The following is a 16,990-nucleotide window of genomic DNA, read 5'->3' as shown; positions in this document are numbered from 1 at the left end:
CATTCCCCAAGGCTACCTTGTTCGTGGTTTCGCGACACTCTTTCCGTAGATTCGCGGTGCTTTTTTCGTGGTTTTGCGACATCTTGTTCGTAGGTTTGCGGTTCCTAGACCCGGCGCACGAACAACGCCTTGGTGCCGTCGATGGTGCGGGCCAGCACAATGGTGGCACTCGCCTTACCCTTCGGCTTCAGCTCACGACGAAGCTGCGCGGGGTCGACCTCGATGCTTCGCTTCTTGATCTCCAGCGTGCCGATGCCCCGTTCCCGCACCAGACGGCGAAGCAGCTTGCGATCGAAGTCGTGGGTCTCCAGCACCTCGAAACAGGTGCCGAACGGACCGACCACAGGCTCATCGGCCGACAGGTAGGCGATGTGCTCGTCGAGCAGCCAGATGTCTTGTTCCGGTGCGATCTCCGCCAGCAGACCGGATCGGATCACCGCACCATCGGGCTCGATCAGATACCGACCCACCGGCCGGACGTCCAGCTCCCGGGGATGCTGGGGCCGGGTCAGCACGCGGTCCGGCAGCACCACCGCACAAGGCCCCTCCGGCAGCCGGTTCCACAGCGACACCTCGACGACGTCGCCCCCATCGCTCACCCAGCACGCCTGCACTCCGCGGGGGATGAGTGGCTTCGGCAGCCCTGGGCCGAGCTTCACGCAGACAAAGCGGTCGCTGCGCAGCAGGCCCAGCACGAAGTCCCAGGGCGGGGAGAAGTCGGCGACGTTCCAGGTGCGGCCGCGAGCCGTGCGGCGGGCGGGATCCAGGAAGACGGCATCGCCCACCCCCAACTCCACCTCTTCGGCCAGCGCATGCATCGCCGGCCCCGCTCCGACCAACGCCAGGTTGTGCGTCGCCACTTCAGCCGTCACCTCGTCGGCTTCCACGGCCCGCACCTCGAACCCGGCTTCGGCCAGCGCCATCGCGTCGGCCCCGATGCCGCACCCGAGATCCCAGACGACGCCTGACTCCGAACCGAACCGCCGCGCACGCCAGAGTCGCACGCTCTCACGTGTGGCCTGCTCCAGGCCGTCGGAGGTGAACAGCATCTCGTCGGCCCTCGGGAACTTGGCCCGGGCCTTGCGTCGAAGCTGGGCCTGGCTCAGCGCCCACGACGCCACCTCAGCGGGCACCGCCCGGCGCAGCCGTTCTGCCGCCCCGAGCGACGCCGGGTCTGCCTCGGCCATCGCCAGCCTCAACGCCTCGTCAGCACCGTCAACGTCCACGACCGCGAGTGTATGCCAAGGCCCACCTCCGAGCTGGACGCGCTAAACCGCTACCTGAGATCTTTTGACCGTAAGTGCCCCTTATTGGCCAAGCTCCGAGGTTCTCCGTCACCGGTTCCCGTAGAAATAGGCGCGGATCGCTTTGTGGTCGGTGCCGTCCACCTCGAAGTGGTACGGCACATCCGCAGCGGCCCCGTTGCCGACGTAGACGTGGTCGATGCGCGCGAACGGCGGAACCACCCATCCCATGCGCCAGGTGGGCTGCCAGCGCTCCAGCCCGCCGTAGAAGGGTTCGTAGTCCATGGCGTTGCGGAAGCCCGCTTCCGCGAGCCTGCGCAGGGTGTAGTGCTCCTCAATGGCGTTGAAGTCGCCGACGAGCACGACGGCCTCGTCGAGGTAGGGCCGCACCATCTCGACGATCGCGTCGCCGTCCTCGGCCCACTCCCGTGCGCCGAAGTGCGGGCCCGTGGAATGGATGTTGCCGACGTACCAGTCGCGGCCGTCGACGGTGAGCTTGGCCACGAAGTTGAGGAACGGCAGCCCCTCGGCCTCGGCGACGATCTCCACCGGCACCCTGGACAGCAGCACGGTGCCGCCCGCGCTGGTGCGCGCCTCGCCCACGTGATAGGGGAAGTCGTCGAAGGCTCCGGCCTCGCGCAGGCGCTCGTCGAACTCCGGGGTGTACTCCTGGAAGGCGAGCACCTGCACCTGGTCTCCGGCCTCCGCCAGGATCTGTTCGACGTCAGCCCCGCCATACCGAGCATTCGCCGAGACCACGCCCAGATCACGAGGGAACGCTTCGACGTTCAGCACCACGCCTTGGTTGCGTGGCATCACAGGCAATCCCCAGACGAGCAATGCGACGAGCGCGAGCACCGCGGCCGCGAACTTCCACCGGCCTTTCAGCACGACGGCCAGGCCCACGATCGCCACCACTGCCGGGATCCACATCATCGGGATGAAGGTCGAGAAGTACAGCAGAACGGTCGCCCACGTCTGGACGATCGGAAGCAACTCCAGGAGCACCAATGCGCTCGTGCTGAGGGCACCGAGAATCAGCAGGATCCAACCGATGACCTTGAGCACCCTCATGGCCACACCCTAACGACGGGGCGACAAGCTCAGGGAGTGGCCACGGTCTCGTAGCGCCAGGCGACGCTGTGACCGCCGTCGTACGGGAGCACCCCGTGGAACTGGGGGGATCCGTCGAACACCAGGGCCAGGAAATGACGGTCGCCGTCCCACATGGGCAACTCCATCATGGTGGCGACGTCGTGCCAGCCCAGGGTGCCTTCGGGGTTGTCCGACGGGATCTCGCCAGTGAATCCGGTGATCAGGAAGACGAAGCCGAACACGTCGCGCCCGTTGAAACCCGGCCAGGAGATGGTGCCGCGAAGCTCCATCTCCGTCACCTCGATGCCGGCCTCTTCACGCAGCTCGCGACGCATAGCCTCCGCGACGTTCTCCCCCGGATCAACCTTGCCGCCCAGCCCGTTGTACTTGCCCAGCTGCTCGTCGTGGTCGCGATAGGTGCGATGCACCAGCAGCACCTGACTACGGTCGGGGGTGACGACATAGCCCAGGGTGGTCAGCTCGGGTGAGAACGGCACGATTCAGAGCAGTTCGCGGGTGTCGAGCTCGAGCACCTCGTCGCCCAGCGACTCCAGCAACGCGTGGCGCTCCTCGCGACGGGCACGCTGCTGAATCGGGTCGGGCACGGGGGCAGCGGCCAGAAGGCGCTTGGTGTATTCCTCCTGCGGGTTCAGCAGCACCTGCTCGCGGGTGCCGCGCTCGACGATCTTGCCGTACTGCATCACGACGACGCGGTGCGCCAGCGAGTCGATCACGGCCAGGTCGTGCGAGATGAACAGGCAGGCGAAGCCGAAGTCTTTCTGCAGCTCGGTGAACATCGCCAGCACCGACGCCTGGACGGACACGTCCAGGGCCGAGGTGGGCTCGTCGGCAATCAGCAGATCGGGGCTGAGGGCCAGGGCCCGGGCGATGGAGACGCGCTGACGCTGACCGCCCGACAGTTCGTGCGGGTAGCGGTTGTAGGCCGAGCGCGGCAGCTGCACGGCGTCCAGCAGCTCATGCACCCGGATCTGGCGCGACTTGGCGTCGCCGACCTTGTGCACGCTGAGCGGCTCGGAGATCACGTCGCCGATCGGGAAGCGCGGGTTGAGCGAGGCGGCAGGATCCTGGAAGATCACGCCGATCCGCTTGCGCAGCCCCTTCAACGCCGGGCCCTTCAGCGAGAGCAGATCCTCGTCGAGCACCCGAACCTCGCCCGACTGCGACGGGATCAGGCCCAGCAACGCGCGACCGATGGTCGACTTGCCGGAGCCCGACTCACCCACCAGCCCGACGATCTCCCCGCGCTTCACGTCGAAGCTCACGTCGTTGACGGCCCGGAACGGGGTCTTGCCGGTGCGGCGGTACTCCACCACAAGGTTGCGCACGTCGAGCGCCATCGCGGCCCCCGGCGCCACCGGGGCGGGCGCCGTGCCGAACTGGCCGTGCCCCTCTCCCAGGTGCGGCACTGCGGCCAGCAGCTTCTTGGTGTACGGGTGCTGCGGATGCAGCAGCACCTCCTCGACGGTGCCCCGCTCGACGATGTCGCCCTTGAACATGACCGCCACCCGGTCGGCCATATCGGCCACCACACCCATGTTGTGGGTGATCAGCAGGATGCCCGTCTTCAGCTTGTCCTTCAGCGAGCGCAGCAGGTCGAGGATGTCGGCCTGCACCGTCACGTCGAGGGCGGTGGTGGGCTCATCGGCGATGATCACCTCGGGGTCGCAGGCCAGCGCCATGGCGATCACCACGCGCTGTCGCATGCCGCCGGACAGCTCGTGCGGGTACTGCTTGACCCGCTTCTCGGCGTTGTCGATGCCGACGGCGTTGATCAGGTCGATGGCGCGCTGCCAGGCCTCCGCACCGAAGGCGACACCGTGCACCTCCATCGACTCGATCAGCTGGTCGCCGATCTTGATCACGGGATTGAGCGCGGTCATGGGTTCCTGGAACACCATGGCCACCTTGTTGCCGCGGATGGCCCGCAGCTTGCCGCCGGACAGCGACCCGATGGCCTGGTCGGCAACATAGGTCTGCCCCTGGATGCTGGCGGTCTTGGGCAGCAGGCCGAGCGCGGTGGTGGCGCTCACCGACTTGCCGGAGCCGGACTCGCCCACCAGCGCGACGACCTCGCCCGGCTTCACCTCGAGGTTGAGGCCCTTGACGGCGTGCAGCCGGCCGAACTCGGTGCGGAACGTGACGTCCAGATCCTGGAACTTCAGGACCGGAGCGTTGGAACTATTGATCTCAGTCATGTCTGCTCCCTCAGTCCATCTGCTGACGTGGGTCGAAGGCGTCGCGCAGGCCGTCGCCGATGAAGTTGACGCAGAGCGCGATGGCCAGGATGAAGATGCCCGGCCACCAGAACAGCCACGGTCGTGTGGTGAGCGCGCTCTGGTACTGGGAGATCAGCAGGCCCAGCGACGTATCTGGCGCCTTGACGCCGAAGCCCAGGAAGCTCAGCGCCGTCTCGGTGAGGATCGCCGACGAGATCAGCAGCGTCGCGTTCACCACGATGGTGCCCAGCGAGTTGGGCAGGATGTGGCGGAAGATGATCCGCCACGACGACGTGCCCAACGCGCGCGCCGCGGCCACGAACTCGCGCTCGCGTAGCGACAGCACCTCGCCGCGCACCAAGCGGGCCAGGCCGGTCCAGGACACCAGGCCGAGGACAACGGCGAGCAGGTAGATGTTGGAACCCACCATGCGGCCCAGCACCGCGGCCAGCACCAGGGTGGGGATGATGATGAAAAGGTCGGTGACCCGCATCAGGAAGCCTTCGGCCAGGCCACGGAAGTAGCCGGCGGCGGCACCCACCGCGGTGCCGATCGCCGTGGCGAGCAGGCCCACCACGAAGGCCACCAGGAGCGAACGCTGTGCTCCGCGCATCACCAGCGCGAAGTAGTCCTTGCCGATGGTGTCCTGGCCGAACGGGTGCTCGCCGATGGCCGGAGGCCACAGCTGCATCGTCGGCCGGGTCTCATTGACGACCGGATAGGTATCGAGGTACGTGTGCGGCCACCATCCCGGGATGGGACCGAACCCGATGGACGTGTACGCCAGGATGATGACGAAGATCAACACCACCAGCGAGATCATGGCCGCCTTGTGCCGCACGAAGCGGCGCAGCACCAATTGGCCTTGCGAGTACGACTTGTCCGTGGTGGCGTCGAGGATGTCCTCCTCGATCTCGTAGCCCACCTGCTTCTGGTTCTCACTCACGATTCAAGCTCCTAGCGGGTGATGCGCGGGTCGAGGAAGGCGTAGGTCAGGTCGGCCAGCAGGTTCATCAGAACCGCTGCCGTGCCGGTGACCAGGAAGAACGCCATGACGGGGGCCGGATCCACCTCGCGCAGTCCGACGGCGAACATGTTGCCCATGCCCTGCCAACCGAACACCTGCTCGGTGATCACGGCGCCACCGATCAGGCCTGCGAAGTCGAAGGCGACGATGGTGGCCAGCGGGATCAGCGAGTTGCGCAGCGCATGCTTGGTGATCACCTTGCGCTCCGAGATGCCCTTGGAGCGGGCGGTGCGGATGTAGTCCTGGTTCAGCACGTCCAGCATCGATGCACGGGTGTAGCGGGTATAGCCGGCCAGCGAGATCAGCGTCAAAGCCACCGTGGGCAGCGCCAGGTGGGTGAGCACGTCGATCCAGCCGCCCCAGTACTCGAAGGTGACGTTGGGGGTCTGGGATCCGATGGTTGGCATGGGCCGCGCCTGGATCTTCAGATAGGCCGCCCAGTTGCTGAGCAGCAGATCCGCAAGCGCGGTGAAGGAAGCCAGCAGGGCCGTGACGATCGAGGCCATGATCGCCGGCCTACGAGAGAAACCGCCCCACACGAGGCCTGAGATCACCGCAATGGCGATGGCGGCGGCGAAGCAGAGGAGAACCATCCCTGTGCTGGGATCGCTCATCAGCGTGCCGCGCAACAGCCCATACCCGAGCACACTGGCGAGGACGGTGGTGCCGACGGCGTTGCGCACCCGCTTGTTGCCCAGACCGGCGGTCATGGTCGTGACGAGGATGCCGATGCCGATGACGGCCAGGATGAACACCGGCAGGCCGATCGCGGGGCGTCGGAACCAAGTGACGGCGTCGAAGTAGAAGAGCACCGCGGCGACGCCCGCCGCGGTGGCACCGAAGGTGATCAGCCGTCGCTTCAGATCCCCACCCATAGCCGCCTGAAGAATGAAACCGATCACCACCGCGGCTATCAGCATGGTGGAAGGTTGTATGGCTGCGTCGACGATCCAGTTGTTGAACTCGATGGCGGCGTAATGCTTGAGCAGCACGGCCAGCCAGAACACGGGCAGCGAGAAGAAGACGAAAGCCATCAGGGTGACACCGTAGTCAAACCCTGAATACTGTCGAACGGCGGTGATGATGCCGAGCACAACGCCGACAACGATCGCCAGGATCGTGGCCAGCACCACCAGACGAAGCGTCGAACCGGCGGCGATGATGGTGAGGTCGTTGACGGCCTGCCCGGAACGGTTGGTGCCCAGGTCGCACCGACCGACCACACACTTGGCAGCCCCTGTCAGCCAGTCCCAGTAGCGTTCGTACCAGGTTCGGTCGAGCCCCATGTTGGCCGTCCGCTGGGCGATCAGGTTTGCCTTGTTCTTGTCGTTCGACTCTCGTAGATCCTGGAGCGGATCGCCGGAGTTGACCACGAGCACGAAGAGCAACAACGACCCCAGAAGAAGGATCAGCAGCGACGTGCCTACGCGCTTGAGTATGTACTTGATCACGAGCAATTCCTTGGTTTCACGGTGCCGCCCCGGGGGCTCCGGGCCACCGAGGCGGTCACGATGCGTGGACTATACACGCGAGGGGCAGGCGGCCGGTAGCCGCCTGCCCCTCTGTGTTCATCCGTGCAGGACGTTAGTCAGGTGCGGACAGATGTCACTTCAACACCCACTGCGGGGCGTTCCAGGAGACTTGGTCCTGGGTCGCCGTCGAACGGACGTTGGCAACCTTCGCATCGTGGGCAGCAACACCCGGGTGCGCGTACAGCGGGATGCCGAACAGATCCTTCCAGAGCTCGGTCTCGATCACCTTGACCTGCTCCTTGTGGACCGCCGGATCGAGCGACGAGGCCAGCGTCTTCCAGGCCGCATCGACGGTGTCGTTGCGGTACTCGGAGAGGTTCTGGCCACCGTTGCTGGCGTAGATGTTCTGACCCGAGGCGATCTGGCCGGAGCCGGCCCATGCGAACAGCGCGAGCTCCCAGTCGCCCGCCGGGTAGGCCTCTTCGAAGAAGGTGGCCTGGTTGGCGTGGGTCACGTTGAAGCCAGCATCCTTGCAGGAAGCGGCGATCGCGTCGACGGTCTGGGCGCGACGCTCATTGCCCGCGCGGTAACCGATGCGAACCTCGATCGGGGTCGTCACACCCGAGGAATCGACCAGTTCCTTGGACTTGGCAACGTCCACGACGTCGAAACGACCGTCGTAGGCGGCGTCGACGACCGACTGGTAGTCCTCCTGGAAGGGGAACACCTCGCGGGCGTTCATCAGGACGGTCTCGGCATTGATCGGCTTGATCAGGGTGTCGACGATCTGCTGGCGCGGCACGCAGTAGGCGAAAGCCTCGCGCAGCTGGGCGCCGGTCTCGTTGTTACCGAAGACGTTGTTCTCACGGAAGTTGAAGTCCAGGTGCTCCCAGGTGAGCGTCGAGTACTGCAGCACGTTGACCGACGGGCCGATCGCCTCGAGCTGGGGCACGGTGTCGACGGTGGGCTGCGGGTTGATCACCTGCACGTCGCCGTTCTGCAGCGACTGAGCCATCTGGGCGTCGTCAATGAACCGGAACACCAGATCCTTGGTGCCGGCCGGGACGCCCCAGTAGGTGGGGTTGGCCTCAAGGGTCAGCGAGGTGTCGGCGATCCAGCCGTCAGCCTTCAGCTTGTACGGGCCGGAGGAGGGGACGACCTCTTCCATGTTCTCGGGGAGCTCGCCCGGCTTGTAGGCCCAACCCTCGTTCCAGAACTTGGCGACCTTCTTCACGGTATCAGCATCGCGATCCAGGATCGCCTTGGCCAGCGCGTCGGGCTCGATGCCGGACTGCTTGGCGGCGACGTGCGCGGGAAGGGCGGAGCCGATCATGAGCCGGTAGTCGGGGTTGGGGTTCTTGTAGACCACCGTGAACTCCTTGGAGCCCACCTCACCCTGAGGGCCCTCGGGGACATCGCCGGCGAGGGAGTTCGACACGTGGTCGAAGACCACCTTTGCGTCCGGGTTCTCGCCACTGGCGAAACCGGGGACGAGGAACTCAGGGTTCTGAGCCGCCCAGTCGAGCAGGTAGTCGTTGATGGTAACCGGGGTACCGTCCGACCACACCGCGTCGGGGCTGATCGTGTACTTGACGGTCAGCGGATCCTCGTTGGTCACCTCGAAGGAGCCGAACTCCTTGTTCTCGCAGACGGTGCCGTCCACGCCGAAGTAGACGAAGCTCGAGAACATATGGGCGGTGATCACGCTGTTATACGTCGAGTAGGTCTTGAACGTGGTGCTGTTGTAACCGCTCCAGTTGCCCGGGCCGGCGGAGAAGCTGACCTGGCCGTCGGCGGTGGCGGTGATGCCGACGTCCTGCTGGCAGGGATCGTCGGTGGGAGCGGGGGCGTCGCCGGACTCGGTGGCACCCGCCGAGGTGGACGGTGCTGCGGTTCCGGCGTTGTCGTCGGGCTCTGCATCTGAGGTGCAAGCACCCAGTGCGAGAGCACCACTCAACAGCACCGCAAGCGGCGCAATGCTTCGCTTGAGCTTCATTTGAGTTATCTCCTTCGTCGAGGACGAGATCGTTGGCCTCAGGGGACCAATGGCACGTGGTCATAACTGACCACCATGGCTCGCAGACTAGCGGGAACGCTCCCATCTGCGCCTCCCGGGGTCGGCTTTGTAGCCAGATCGTTACCATTTGACGCTCGTCGAGATGCGAGGCCGCCCGCGGCCGAGCCTCGAGGAGAGTGGGTGGGCGTCAGGGGACGACGACGGTGCCCACCGGGAGGCCGGGGTTGGCGGAGATGCCCATCGACGAGGGGCCGACGCCCCGGCTGATCACCTCGGCGCCCAGTGCGGCGATCATGGCTCCGTTGTCGGTGCAGAGGGCAGGGCGGGGCCGGCGCAGCTGGATGCCCGCGGCAGCGGTGCGTTCCTCGAGCAGGCCGCGCAGTCGCGAATTGGCCGCCACTCCCCCACCGAGCAGGACGGTGTCAGCTCCATAGTGCTGCGCGGCGGCCACCGTCTTGGCCGTCAGCACGTCGCACACCGCCTCCTGGAAGCTGGCGGCGACGTCGGCCAACGGGATCTCCTCGCCGTCGAGACGACGCTGCTCCACCCAGCGGGCCACGGCCGTCTTCAGGCCGGAGAAGGAGAAGTCGAAGCGGTGCTTCTCCATGTCGTGGCGGGCGGTCAGACCTCGCGGGAAGCGGATGGCGGTGGGGTCGCCGTCGGCGGCGGCCTTGTCGATCACCGGCCCGCCGGGATAGGGCAGGCCGAGCACCCGGGCCACCTTGTCGTACGCCTCGCCTGCGGCGTCGTCGATGGTGGATCCGATCTCGACGATGTCGGTGGCGATGTCGCGCACGTGCAGCAGCGACGTGTGCCCACCGGAGACCAGCAGCGCGACGCAGCCGTCGGGCAGCTCGCCGTGGTCCACCAGGTCGACGGCGACGTGCCCCACCAGGTGGTTCAGCCCGTAGAGCGGTTTGTTCAGATAGGCGGACAGTGCTTTGGCGGAAGCCAGTCCCACCACGAGTGCTCCCACCAGCCCGGGACCGGCGGTGACGGCGATCGCGTCGACATCCGCCAGGTCGACGTCGGCGGTGGCCGCTGCGCGCTCCAGCGTCGGGACCAGCGCCGAGAGGTGCGCACGGCTGGCCACCTCGGGCACCACGCCGCCGAAGCGGACGTGCAGGTCGACGGAGCTGGCCACCTCGTTGGCCAGCAGGGTACGGCCGCGCACGATGCCGACGCCGGTCTCGTCGCACGACGACTCAAGACCAAGCACCAAGGGTTCGCTCATGAGAGTTCCTCCGGTTCCACGAGATTTCCGACCGAATGAGAGTCGACGCCGACGAGGCCGCGCTCCATCACCAGCGCGTCGACGGTGCCACCGTAGTAGCGGGGACGAGTGGCGATCTGGGCGAAGCCGTGGCTTCGATACAGCGTGAGGGCGGCGTCGTTGTCGGCTCGCACCTCGAGCATCATCCGCACCGCGCCGCGCTCGACGGCCCACTCCAAGCCGCGCACCAGCATCAGACGGGCCAGGCCGAGGCGACGCTGCGTCGGGGCGACGACGATGCGGTTCAGGTCGGCGGTGCCGTCGACGAGTTGGTACGACGCGGCCCCCAGCACCTCGCCGGTGGCCTTGCGCTTGGCCGCCAGCACCAGCCGGTCGTCGCCAAGGATCTCCTGTCGCCACGACTCCAGCGACCATCGCTCCAGCGGCTCGAAGGTGTCCTCGAGCGCAGCGATGGCCTGGGCGTCGCGTTCCTCGGCCGGGGTGACGATCATCGTCGAGGGCGGAGCCGGGGCAGGGCCGACTTGGGCTTGCCGGGCACGGTGGCATCGGCGGGGCGCAGGTAATAAGGCTCGTCGCCGGCGGGGGCCAGTGCGTCCCGGCGCGCGGCCAGCACGCCCGGATCCAGGGCGACGGGTGCACCGTCGGTCAGCCGAACCTGATCGGCGAAAGCCGCGGGAACCGCGCCGGCGACGGGCAGTTCGGGCAGCTTCTCCGGCGCGCTCACCTGCGGGTCGCCCAGCCGGGTGCCGTCGGCGGAATAACGCGCCCAGTACAGCTCCTTGCGTCGAGCATCGGCCACGACGACGAACTCCTCGGGCGCACCGTTATCCGCCCATTCGCGGGCCACGACGTCCAGCGAGCACACGCCATGCGGCGTGATCCCGGCAGTGTGCGCCAGCGTCCAGGCCGTGGCGATGCCGACCCGCAGCCCGGTGAACGGACCCGGCCCCATGCCGACGGCGATCTGCTCGATGTCCTGGACGGTGACCCCCGCCTGCTCGCAGGCGGCGATGATCGACGGCATCAGCGACTCCGCGTGCGCACGGGTGTTCTCCACGACGACGCGGGCGATCGGCTGAGCGTCGCGGGCGATCCCGACGGCGACGTGGTGGGAGGTGTCGATGGCGAGGGTGAGGCTCACGGCTGCTCCCTGAGGGTCTCGAGGGCGTCGGCCCAGCGCGCGCCGAGGCCGGTCAGGTAGACGGTGCGGGTGTCGTCGGAGGGGTCGTCGCTGCGCACGATGTCGATCTCCAGGCGGTCGGCGGAGAGCCACTCGGCGACGCCACGCCCCCACTCCACCAGGGTGACGGCGTCGGCGAGGGTGGCGTCGAGGTCGATGTCGTTCAGCTCCGACGGGCTGCCCAGGCGGTAGGCGTCGACGTGCACCAGCGCGGGGCCGTCGCCGGCGTTGGGGTGCACGCGGGAGATCACGAAGGTAGGCGAGATCACGGGCCCCTCGATGCCGAGGCCCTCGCCGATGCCCTGGGTGAGGGTGGTCTTGCCCGCGCCAAGGTCGCCATTGGCGACGATCACGTCGCCGGCGCGGAGCATCGTGGCGAGACGTCGCCCCAGGTCCTGCATGGCCTCGGCCGTCGGAATATCGAGCGCGACGGGCAGCGGCCGGCCCAGCACGAAGCCCAGTTCGGCAGGCCTCAGGATCTGGAAGCCGAGCTTCTGCCACCAAGCGACCAGGTCGGGGAACTCACGGCGGGCCAGCAACTCCACCCGCGTCGCCCCGGCATCGACGGCGGCCAGCGCCGCAGCCTCCACCATGGTGCGAGCCACCCCGGCCCCTGAGGCTGAGGGCAGCACGCTGACCCGGCGCAGCGTCGCCAGATCTCCGTTGAGCCGCACCAGCAACCCGGCCACGGGACGGCCGTCGATCTCGGCGAGCACCCCGAAGCCTTCGGCGAGAGCCGCGCGGATCGTGTCCTCGTCCTCGGCCAGCGCGGCCGCCGGCGGATCGACGGGCGCCCGCGCGGAGAACGCCTCCCGGATAACGCCAAGCAGCGCCTGGCTGTCCTCAGGAACAGCCAGGCGCAGCGTCAGCTCAGTTGACTCACTCATCGGATGGAACTCTAGTGCCTTAGACCGACTCTCCACGAAGGCGCCGGATCTGATCGAGAGCATCCGACTCATTCGATCCCACGTACTCCTGAACCCAGAGGAAGTACTGCTCCGCCTCGTCGAGAACTCCCGGCACCAGCGCCTGGGGATCGACGAAGAATCGGTCCTCGCCGATGGTCAACATGGCACCGTCACGGCCCTTTCGCTCCAGCCGGACCGGAACCGGCTGACCGGGAAACCAGGCCGATCCGACGCCTGCGGCGAGGAATCCCTCCACCGCATCCACCAGGGCGCGCCAGATTCCTGACGTGTCGTCCCACAGATCCGGCCTGATCAGCTCCCGCCCGTCGTAGCGCAGCGAGACGACTCCCTCGCCGCCGAACGGATGTCTGGTGGCTCGATCACGCCAGATGTCGGCGCACCGCCTCAGCTCTCGCCAAATACTCAGCAGATACTTCTCGGGGTGGGCGACGAGGTCCTCCAGATCCCGCACGGTGTGCGTCGTCAGAAGAAAGGTCTCGCTAACGACACTCATGGAGACACCCTATTCACCTTCAGCTCAACCACAAGGATCCCCTGGAAACTGGTCTCAGCGAGAAGCACCACCCGCCGACTCAACACCAAGCAACTTGGCCAGCTTAATCTCAACATACTCCGCGCCCATCAGCCCATCCGACGCACCACCTTTAGCCTCCTCAGAACTCACGCGCCGCTCACCCAGGAACCTGCGCGGGCTCTTCTCGCTATAAAAGGACTCGAACACCCTACCCGTTATCGGTTCATCCCTGAAGAACCTCGGCATAGGCCACAACACCGGATCCCAATCAGGCAACCTCCCAAGAATCCGCCACGAGCCGCCTTTGAACCCAAGAAACCCAAACGCTCCACTGAGCACCGCATCTTCGGGCCGATACCCGGCCACGTCCTCCAACCGGGGGACCTCAGTCCTTGGCGGACCAAAGAAGTACCCAACCACAACCGCCCCCCTCCCTCTCGCGACCACCCCGACTGCCCAGCCAGCATCGCCCCACAAGGGAACAGCGAACCAATCACCCACACGATAATAGGACCCAGGTATCACAAACCCTCCAATATCACAATATAGCTCCACGCGGCTTCACGATACGTCCCGATATTCGCATTCGCCGGCGAGATCGCGCGCTTGAGGTTGTAGCCGCCGTTGACTTCCATCGCCTATGGATGGCGATAATACAATACCTCTTCAAGCCCTGCACTGTTCGGCGTACCTGTAGGCCCCAGCGACAAAATGGTCGAACTCAGAAGGAAGGACAAAATGCACGTCACCCCCACCTCCCAGCTACATCTGACTTGCAGAGAATAATTTGCGACACCCGGCGATCATCGCGTGGGGGCTGACGTCATAGCGATCACAATTTGTCCCAAATATCGAGTTACCTACATACTCGTTTCGTTCCATGATGAGAGGGATCGCCACCAGCCATCCGACACTTCGGCTGCTTCGAGTTTTTCGCGCGTCACCTCCACGTGGTCAACGAAGGTCTGCGGCAATCGAACCCCATGCAGACCGACGTAGTGCGCTAACCCCTCCGGCCAGATATATGTTCCATCGGACAGCTCAAGCGAGCCCACTAGCTCACCACAGATTCTACACGCCGAGTAGCCGAGATAGCGACGCGCAACAGCACCCTGCCTCAAATGGAGAACAACCTCGGTTCGAGTCTGACTATCCCAAGTCTCATCAACGAATGGCCTCACATCCGGCCAACCAGGTTCATTCGCACCGAGCCAGTAGCCAAGACGAATCAACATCATATAGAACACCGATCCCTTCAGTCGATGATGGGCAGGTAGACTAGCCAACGTCCGCCTGGGTCGTTGATTATCTTACCCCGAGAATTCACATAGAACTTTGCAGTGGGAGCCCGCACCGGAACCGCGAGATCGTTAGCGAGATTTTGCGCAAAGGTACCACTCGTACACCCTGTCTCACACGCAAGCAGCCGGACCGGTTGATTTTGCCAACTGGGAGTGCTCCGCACGACATTAGCAAGCTCTCCCGACGTCATGCTGCCTCCGACATCGTCAAACACCGAGCTAGGGGTGCCGTGAGCCACAACATCGAAGTGTCCTTCTTGCCTCCGCGCACCCCGAGCCGCATCGATGGCCGGGTCACCTGGCGCCCCGAGCACGTTTCTTCCGCTGAGCTTCAAGTTCTCAATCGCACGTCCCCCCGATGCGGAAGCAGCTCTAAAATTGCCCACACCGGCGGCGCGTTTGGTGGTTGGGGCACTGTTACTCACAGCCCGCCCCACCGAGGTGACGCTCTTCCTCGACACCGCCGTGGCGTTACGCACCTGCCGCGCACCAGTAGAACTCGCCTGGCTCACCGCCTGCCGACCAGCCTGCTTCACCCCTAGCTTCGCCGTGCCCTTCACACCGAGCTTCATCGCAAGCCGCGCAGCACCCTTCGCCGGAGCAATCACCGACGTCACCGTGTCCGCGATCTTCGCCGCCGTATACCCGTTCTTGTACGCCCGCGAGTTCCGGTTGATACCCAACCGATCCTCAACCTTGCGATACTTACTCATCGCCCGGTTACCCCAACGAGAAGACGCCTGCGACGCCTGCGACCACGACTTACGACCCGACGCCCACATCACCGCGAAATCGAGAGCACACCAACACCATTATTAAGTTATGAACACCGACACCAAAGGAAATTGGATATTCCACGACGGCCACGCCACGTTGCCAAGCGGAACCAACCTCCGCTTACCCCATAGGGATCCGCGTAATATCAACGGCACGAGGATCCAGGTAGTCACCCCTCGAGATGGGATCAAACATCACAAGGAGTGAATCTGGCGTATAAGTTGGCAGACCTTCGTCAACTTCACCAAGGGCCACCAGGACGCTGAACCCGCCTTGAAAGTCAAACTGCATACCAAGAAGCGACTCAAGCGCGCTGTCGCTCGCGAAATGCCAAATCAATTGCACGGCTATCAACCCACGACCAGCGGCCGGCAGCCAGCAACGCGTGCGTTGCTGTTCCACCGCTGCCCAGCCCTCCGGCAGCTTCTCACCATGTTGCACAGCAAGGCCTTCTGTCCACCCCAAGCGCGCCCAGTCTACCCTCAGGCACATCCCATCAAAGTCGAGACGCATCGCCAAATCGACCTCATCAATAATTTGCGGCGTACTCGATTCTCGCATCTGTTCGCATTCCGCTCCTGCATAGATCACGCGAGAAAGCGACCGCCCAGCCAATCGTCGAACTAAGTCAATAATCACAGATTCACTGCTTCGCAGCACTACTGGTGGACTAAGCTCGCTCATCGAAATTTCCCAAAGTACTTAAAGACCCCTTCCGTGTCAACAGTGGCACCTATGCCATCGCTTCGAATAAAGATACCTCCCGGCAAAGTTCCCTCCCCGATTAGTCACAACCCGCGTCCCCGGAGCAGTCAAGATGTCCTCCAGTAGCGACAGTCCGGCCGAGTTGAGTTCGCGGTTCTCAACTGGGGCAAGTTGACCACGATCCCGATGTTTTTGATAGGAATGACCAGCCCTTGTGAGCGTCTTCTTCACCGGCTCTCCGCCGGATGCAGCCAGCGCGTCAAGGTCTGGTCCACAATCGTTGTGGACGAGGGTTTGGGTCTCACCCACATGATACGTGTGGGTCTCCCCCACCGTCAGGTTATACGCCAACGCCCGAGTCGTCGCGGTACGGAACACCGGGCGTGTAACGACAAGCGGCGTGCCGTCGACAGCCAGTACCTGCTCAGCTGCTGCTAGCTGATCAGCCTGCTCGAACTGCTGATCCGTCACCGACCAGAACGGATGATCCTCCGTCGTCGCGATCGTCTCACCGTCAATCGACAGCCCGTAGACCTCGTCCTCGTGGACAAACACCGCCTCGACGACCTTGGCAGCATGCTCACCCGTCTCAGGATCAGTCGCGACCACAAGATCCCCGACCTGGACCTCATCGATCGGCTTTCGACCGCCACCAGACGGGCACACCTATAGCCACAACACGGCAACATCTCTATGAAGTTATAAAACCCTCACTCCAAAACCACTTGACCACAAGAATCCCCCAGAAATACATTTCAGCGAGACACACCACCCGCCGACTCAACACCAAGCAACTTGGCCAGCTTAATCTCAACATACTCCGCGCCCATCAGCCCATCCGAAGCACCACCTTTAGCCTCCTCGGGGCTCGCGCGCCGCTCACCCAGAAATCTACTCGGGCTCTTCTCGTCAAAAAAGGACTCGAACACCCTACCCGTTATCGGCTCACCCCTGAAGAACCTCGGCATAGGCCACAACACCGGATCCCAATCAGGCAACCGGCCAAGAATCGGCCATCTTCCGTCCTTCAGACCAAGATATCCAAATTTACCCCTTAACACCGCGTCATCAGGACGATAGAACCCAACATCATTGAGGGATGGAACCTCGACTCGCGGCGGCCCGAAGAAATATCCAGCCACGACGGAACCTCGACCTCGAACTGCTATCCCTGCCACCCAGAGACCTACTCCATGAAGCGGAACGGCAAACCAATCACCCAAACGGTAATAGGACCTAGGCATCACAAACCCTCCAA

The 16,990-nt window shown here is 64.7% G+C and carries 17 protein-coding genes; all 17 read right to left on the bottom strand.

Annotation, left to right across the window (positions count from 1 at the left end):
- Positions 1 to 104: 104 nt before the first annotated feature.
- Positions 105 to 1,226 (bottom strand): THUMP-like domain-containing protein, encoded by a 1,122-nt coding sequence (locus tag P0D62_RS08020; protein WP_275702111.1) that lies wholly within the window; start codon positions 1,224 to 1,226, stop codon positions 105 to 107.
- Between the two features lie 108 nt (positions 1,227 to 1,334).
- A complete protein-coding gene (locus P0D62_RS08015; protein WP_275702110.1) occupies positions 1,335 to 2,318 on the bottom strand; it encodes an endonuclease/exonuclease/phosphatase family protein in 984 nt (327 codons plus the stop codon).
- Between the two features lie 29 nt (positions 2,319 to 2,347).
- A complete protein-coding gene (locus tag P0D62_RS08010) occupies positions 2,348 to 2,836 on the bottom strand; it encodes an NUDIX hydrolase (protein ID WP_275702109.1) in 489 nt (162 codons plus the stop codon).
- Positions 2,837 to 2,839: 3 nt separating this feature from the next.
- Complete coding sequence (locus P0D62_RS08005) at positions 2,840 to 4,555, bottom strand: ABC transporter ATP-binding protein (protein WP_275702108.1); 1,716 nt, start codon at positions 4,553 to 4,555, stop codon at positions 2,840 to 2,842.
- Positions 4,556 to 4,565: 10 nt separating this feature from the next.
- Positions 4,566 to 5,522 carry an ABC transporter permease gene (locus P0D62_RS08000; RefSeq protein WP_275702107.1) on the bottom strand — a complete coding sequence of 319 codons (957 nt, stop codon included), beginning with the start codon at positions 5,520 to 5,522 and terminating at the stop codon, positions 4,566 to 4,568.
- 11 nt (positions 5,523 to 5,533) lie between these two features.
- Positions 5,534 to 7,054 (bottom strand): ABC transporter permease, encoded by a 1,521-nt coding sequence (locus tag P0D62_RS07995; protein ID WP_275702106.1) that lies wholly within the window; start codon positions 7,052 to 7,054, stop codon positions 5,534 to 5,536.
- A 154-nt stretch (positions 7,055 to 7,208) separates the two neighbouring features.
- Complete coding sequence (locus P0D62_RS07990; protein ID WP_275702105.1) at positions 7,209 to 9,071, bottom strand: ABC transporter substrate-binding protein; 1,863 nt, start codon at positions 9,069 to 9,071, stop codon at positions 7,209 to 7,211.
- A gap of 208 nt (positions 9,072 to 9,279) precedes the next feature.
- On the bottom strand, positions 9,280 to 10,326 hold the full coding sequence (gene tsaD, locus P0D62_RS07985) for a tRNA (adenosine(37)-N6)-threonylcarbamoyltransferase complex transferase subunit TsaD (RefSeq protein WP_275702104.1): 1,047 nt from the start codon (positions 10,324 to 10,326) through the stop codon (positions 9,280 to 9,282).
- Positions 10,323 to 10,817: a GNAT family N-acetyltransferase gene (locus P0D62_RS07980; protein ID WP_275702103.1), complete on the bottom strand. Its 495-nt coding sequence runs from the start codon at positions 10,815 to 10,817 to the stop codon at positions 10,323 to 10,325. Before P0D62_RS07980 ends, tsaD begins: the two co-directional genes overlap by 4 nt.
- A complete protein-coding gene (gene tsaB, locus P0D62_RS07975; protein WP_275702102.1) occupies positions 10,814 to 11,467 on the bottom strand; it encodes a tRNA (adenosine(37)-N6)-threonylcarbamoyltransferase complex dimerization subunit type 1 TsaB in 654 nt (217 codons plus the stop codon). Before tsaB ends, P0D62_RS07980 begins: the two co-directional genes overlap by 4 nt.
- Complete coding sequence (tsaE, locus tag P0D62_RS19100) at positions 11,464 to 12,393, bottom strand: tRNA (adenosine(37)-N6)-threonylcarbamoyltransferase complex ATPase subunit type 1 TsaE (RefSeq protein ID WP_319946995.1); 930 nt, start codon at positions 12,391 to 12,393, stop codon at positions 11,464 to 11,466. Before tsaE ends, tsaB begins: the two co-directional genes overlap by 4 nt.
- A gap of 19 nt (positions 12,394 to 12,412) precedes the next feature.
- Complete coding sequence (locus P0D62_RS07960) at positions 12,413 to 12,928, bottom strand: hypothetical protein (protein WP_275702101.1); 516 nt, start codon at positions 12,926 to 12,928, stop codon at positions 12,413 to 12,415.
- A gap of 54 nt (positions 12,929 to 12,982) precedes the next feature.
- Positions 12,983 to 13,450, bottom strand: coding sequence for an Imm26 family immunity protein (locus tag P0D62_RS07955; RefSeq protein ID WP_275702100.1), 468 nt, complete (start codon positions 13,448 to 13,450; stop codon positions 12,983 to 12,985).
- Positions 13,451 to 14,204: 754 nt separating this feature from the next.
- The gene (locus tag P0D62_RS07950) at positions 14,205 to 14,963 is read right to left on the bottom strand and encodes a hypothetical protein (protein ID WP_275702099.1); all 759 of its coding nucleotides are present in this window, start codon (positions 14,961 to 14,963) and stop codon (positions 14,205 to 14,207) included.
- A gap of 184 nt (positions 14,964 to 15,147) precedes the next feature.
- The gene (locus P0D62_RS07945; RefSeq protein ID WP_275702098.1) at positions 15,148 to 15,711 is read right to left on the bottom strand and encodes a hypothetical protein; all 564 of its coding nucleotides are present in this window, start codon (positions 15,709 to 15,711) and stop codon (positions 15,148 to 15,150) included.
- A 36-nt stretch (positions 15,712 to 15,747) separates the two neighbouring features.
- Positions 15,748 to 16,398 (bottom strand): polymorphic toxin-type HINT domain-containing protein, encoded by a 651-nt coding sequence (locus tag P0D62_RS07940; RefSeq protein ID WP_275702097.1) that lies wholly within the window; start codon positions 16,396 to 16,398, stop codon positions 15,748 to 15,750.
- 89 nt (positions 16,399 to 16,487) lie between these two features.
- Entirely contained in the window at positions 16,488 to 16,874 is a 387-nt protein-coding gene (locus P0D62_RS07935) for a hypothetical protein (RefSeq protein ID WP_275702096.1), read from the bottom strand.
- Positions 16,875 to 16,990: the final 116 nt, after the last annotated feature.

Origin of the sequence: Tessaracoccus caeni (assembly GCF_029211185.1) — a bacterium.
GTDB lineage: Bacteria > Actinomycetota > Actinomycetes > Propionibacteriales > Propionibacteriaceae > Arachnia > Arachnia caeni.
This window is presented reverse-complemented; position numbering and strand designations above follow the sequence as displayed.

What these genes read in the sequence shown, in the direction of transcription:
- P0D62_RS07950 (WP_275702099.1), bottom strand. Translation starts at nt 14,963, where the DNA reads ATGAGTAAGTATCGCAAGGTTGAGGATCGGTTGGGTATCAACCGGAAC.
- P0D62_RS07990 (WP_275702105.1), bottom strand. Translation starts at nt 9,071, where the DNA reads ATGAAGCTCAAGCGAAGCATTGCGCCGCTTGCGGTGCTGTTGAGTGGT.
- tsaE (WP_319946995.1), bottom strand. Translation starts at nt 12,393, where the DNA reads ATGAGTGAGTCAACTGAGCTGACGCTGCGCCTGGCTGTTCCTGAGGAC.
- P0D62_RS08015 (WP_275702110.1), bottom strand. Translation starts at nt 2,318, where the DNA reads ATGAGGGTGCTCAAGGTCATCGGTTGGATCCTGCTGATTCTCGGTGCC.
- tsaD (WP_275702104.1), bottom strand. Translation starts at nt 10,326, where the DNA reads ATGAGCGAACCCTTGGTGCTTGGTCTTGAGTCGTCGTGCGACGAGACC.
- P0D62_RS07960 (WP_275702101.1), bottom strand. Translation starts at nt 12,928, where the DNA reads ATGAGTGTCGTTAGCGAGACCTTTCTTCTGACGACGCACACCGTGCGG.
- P0D62_RS07945 (WP_275702098.1), bottom strand. Translation starts at nt 15,711, where the DNA reads ATGAGCGAGCTTAGTCCACCAGTAGTGCTGCGAAGCAGTGAATCTGTG.
- P0D62_RS08005 (WP_275702108.1), bottom strand. Translation starts at nt 4,555, where the DNA reads ATGACTGAGATCAATAGTTCCAACGCTCCGGTCCTGAAGTTCCAGGAT.
- P0D62_RS07980 (WP_275702103.1), bottom strand. Translation starts at nt 10,817, where the DNA reads ATGATCGTCACCCCGGCCGAGGAACGCGACGCCCAGGCCATCGCTGCG.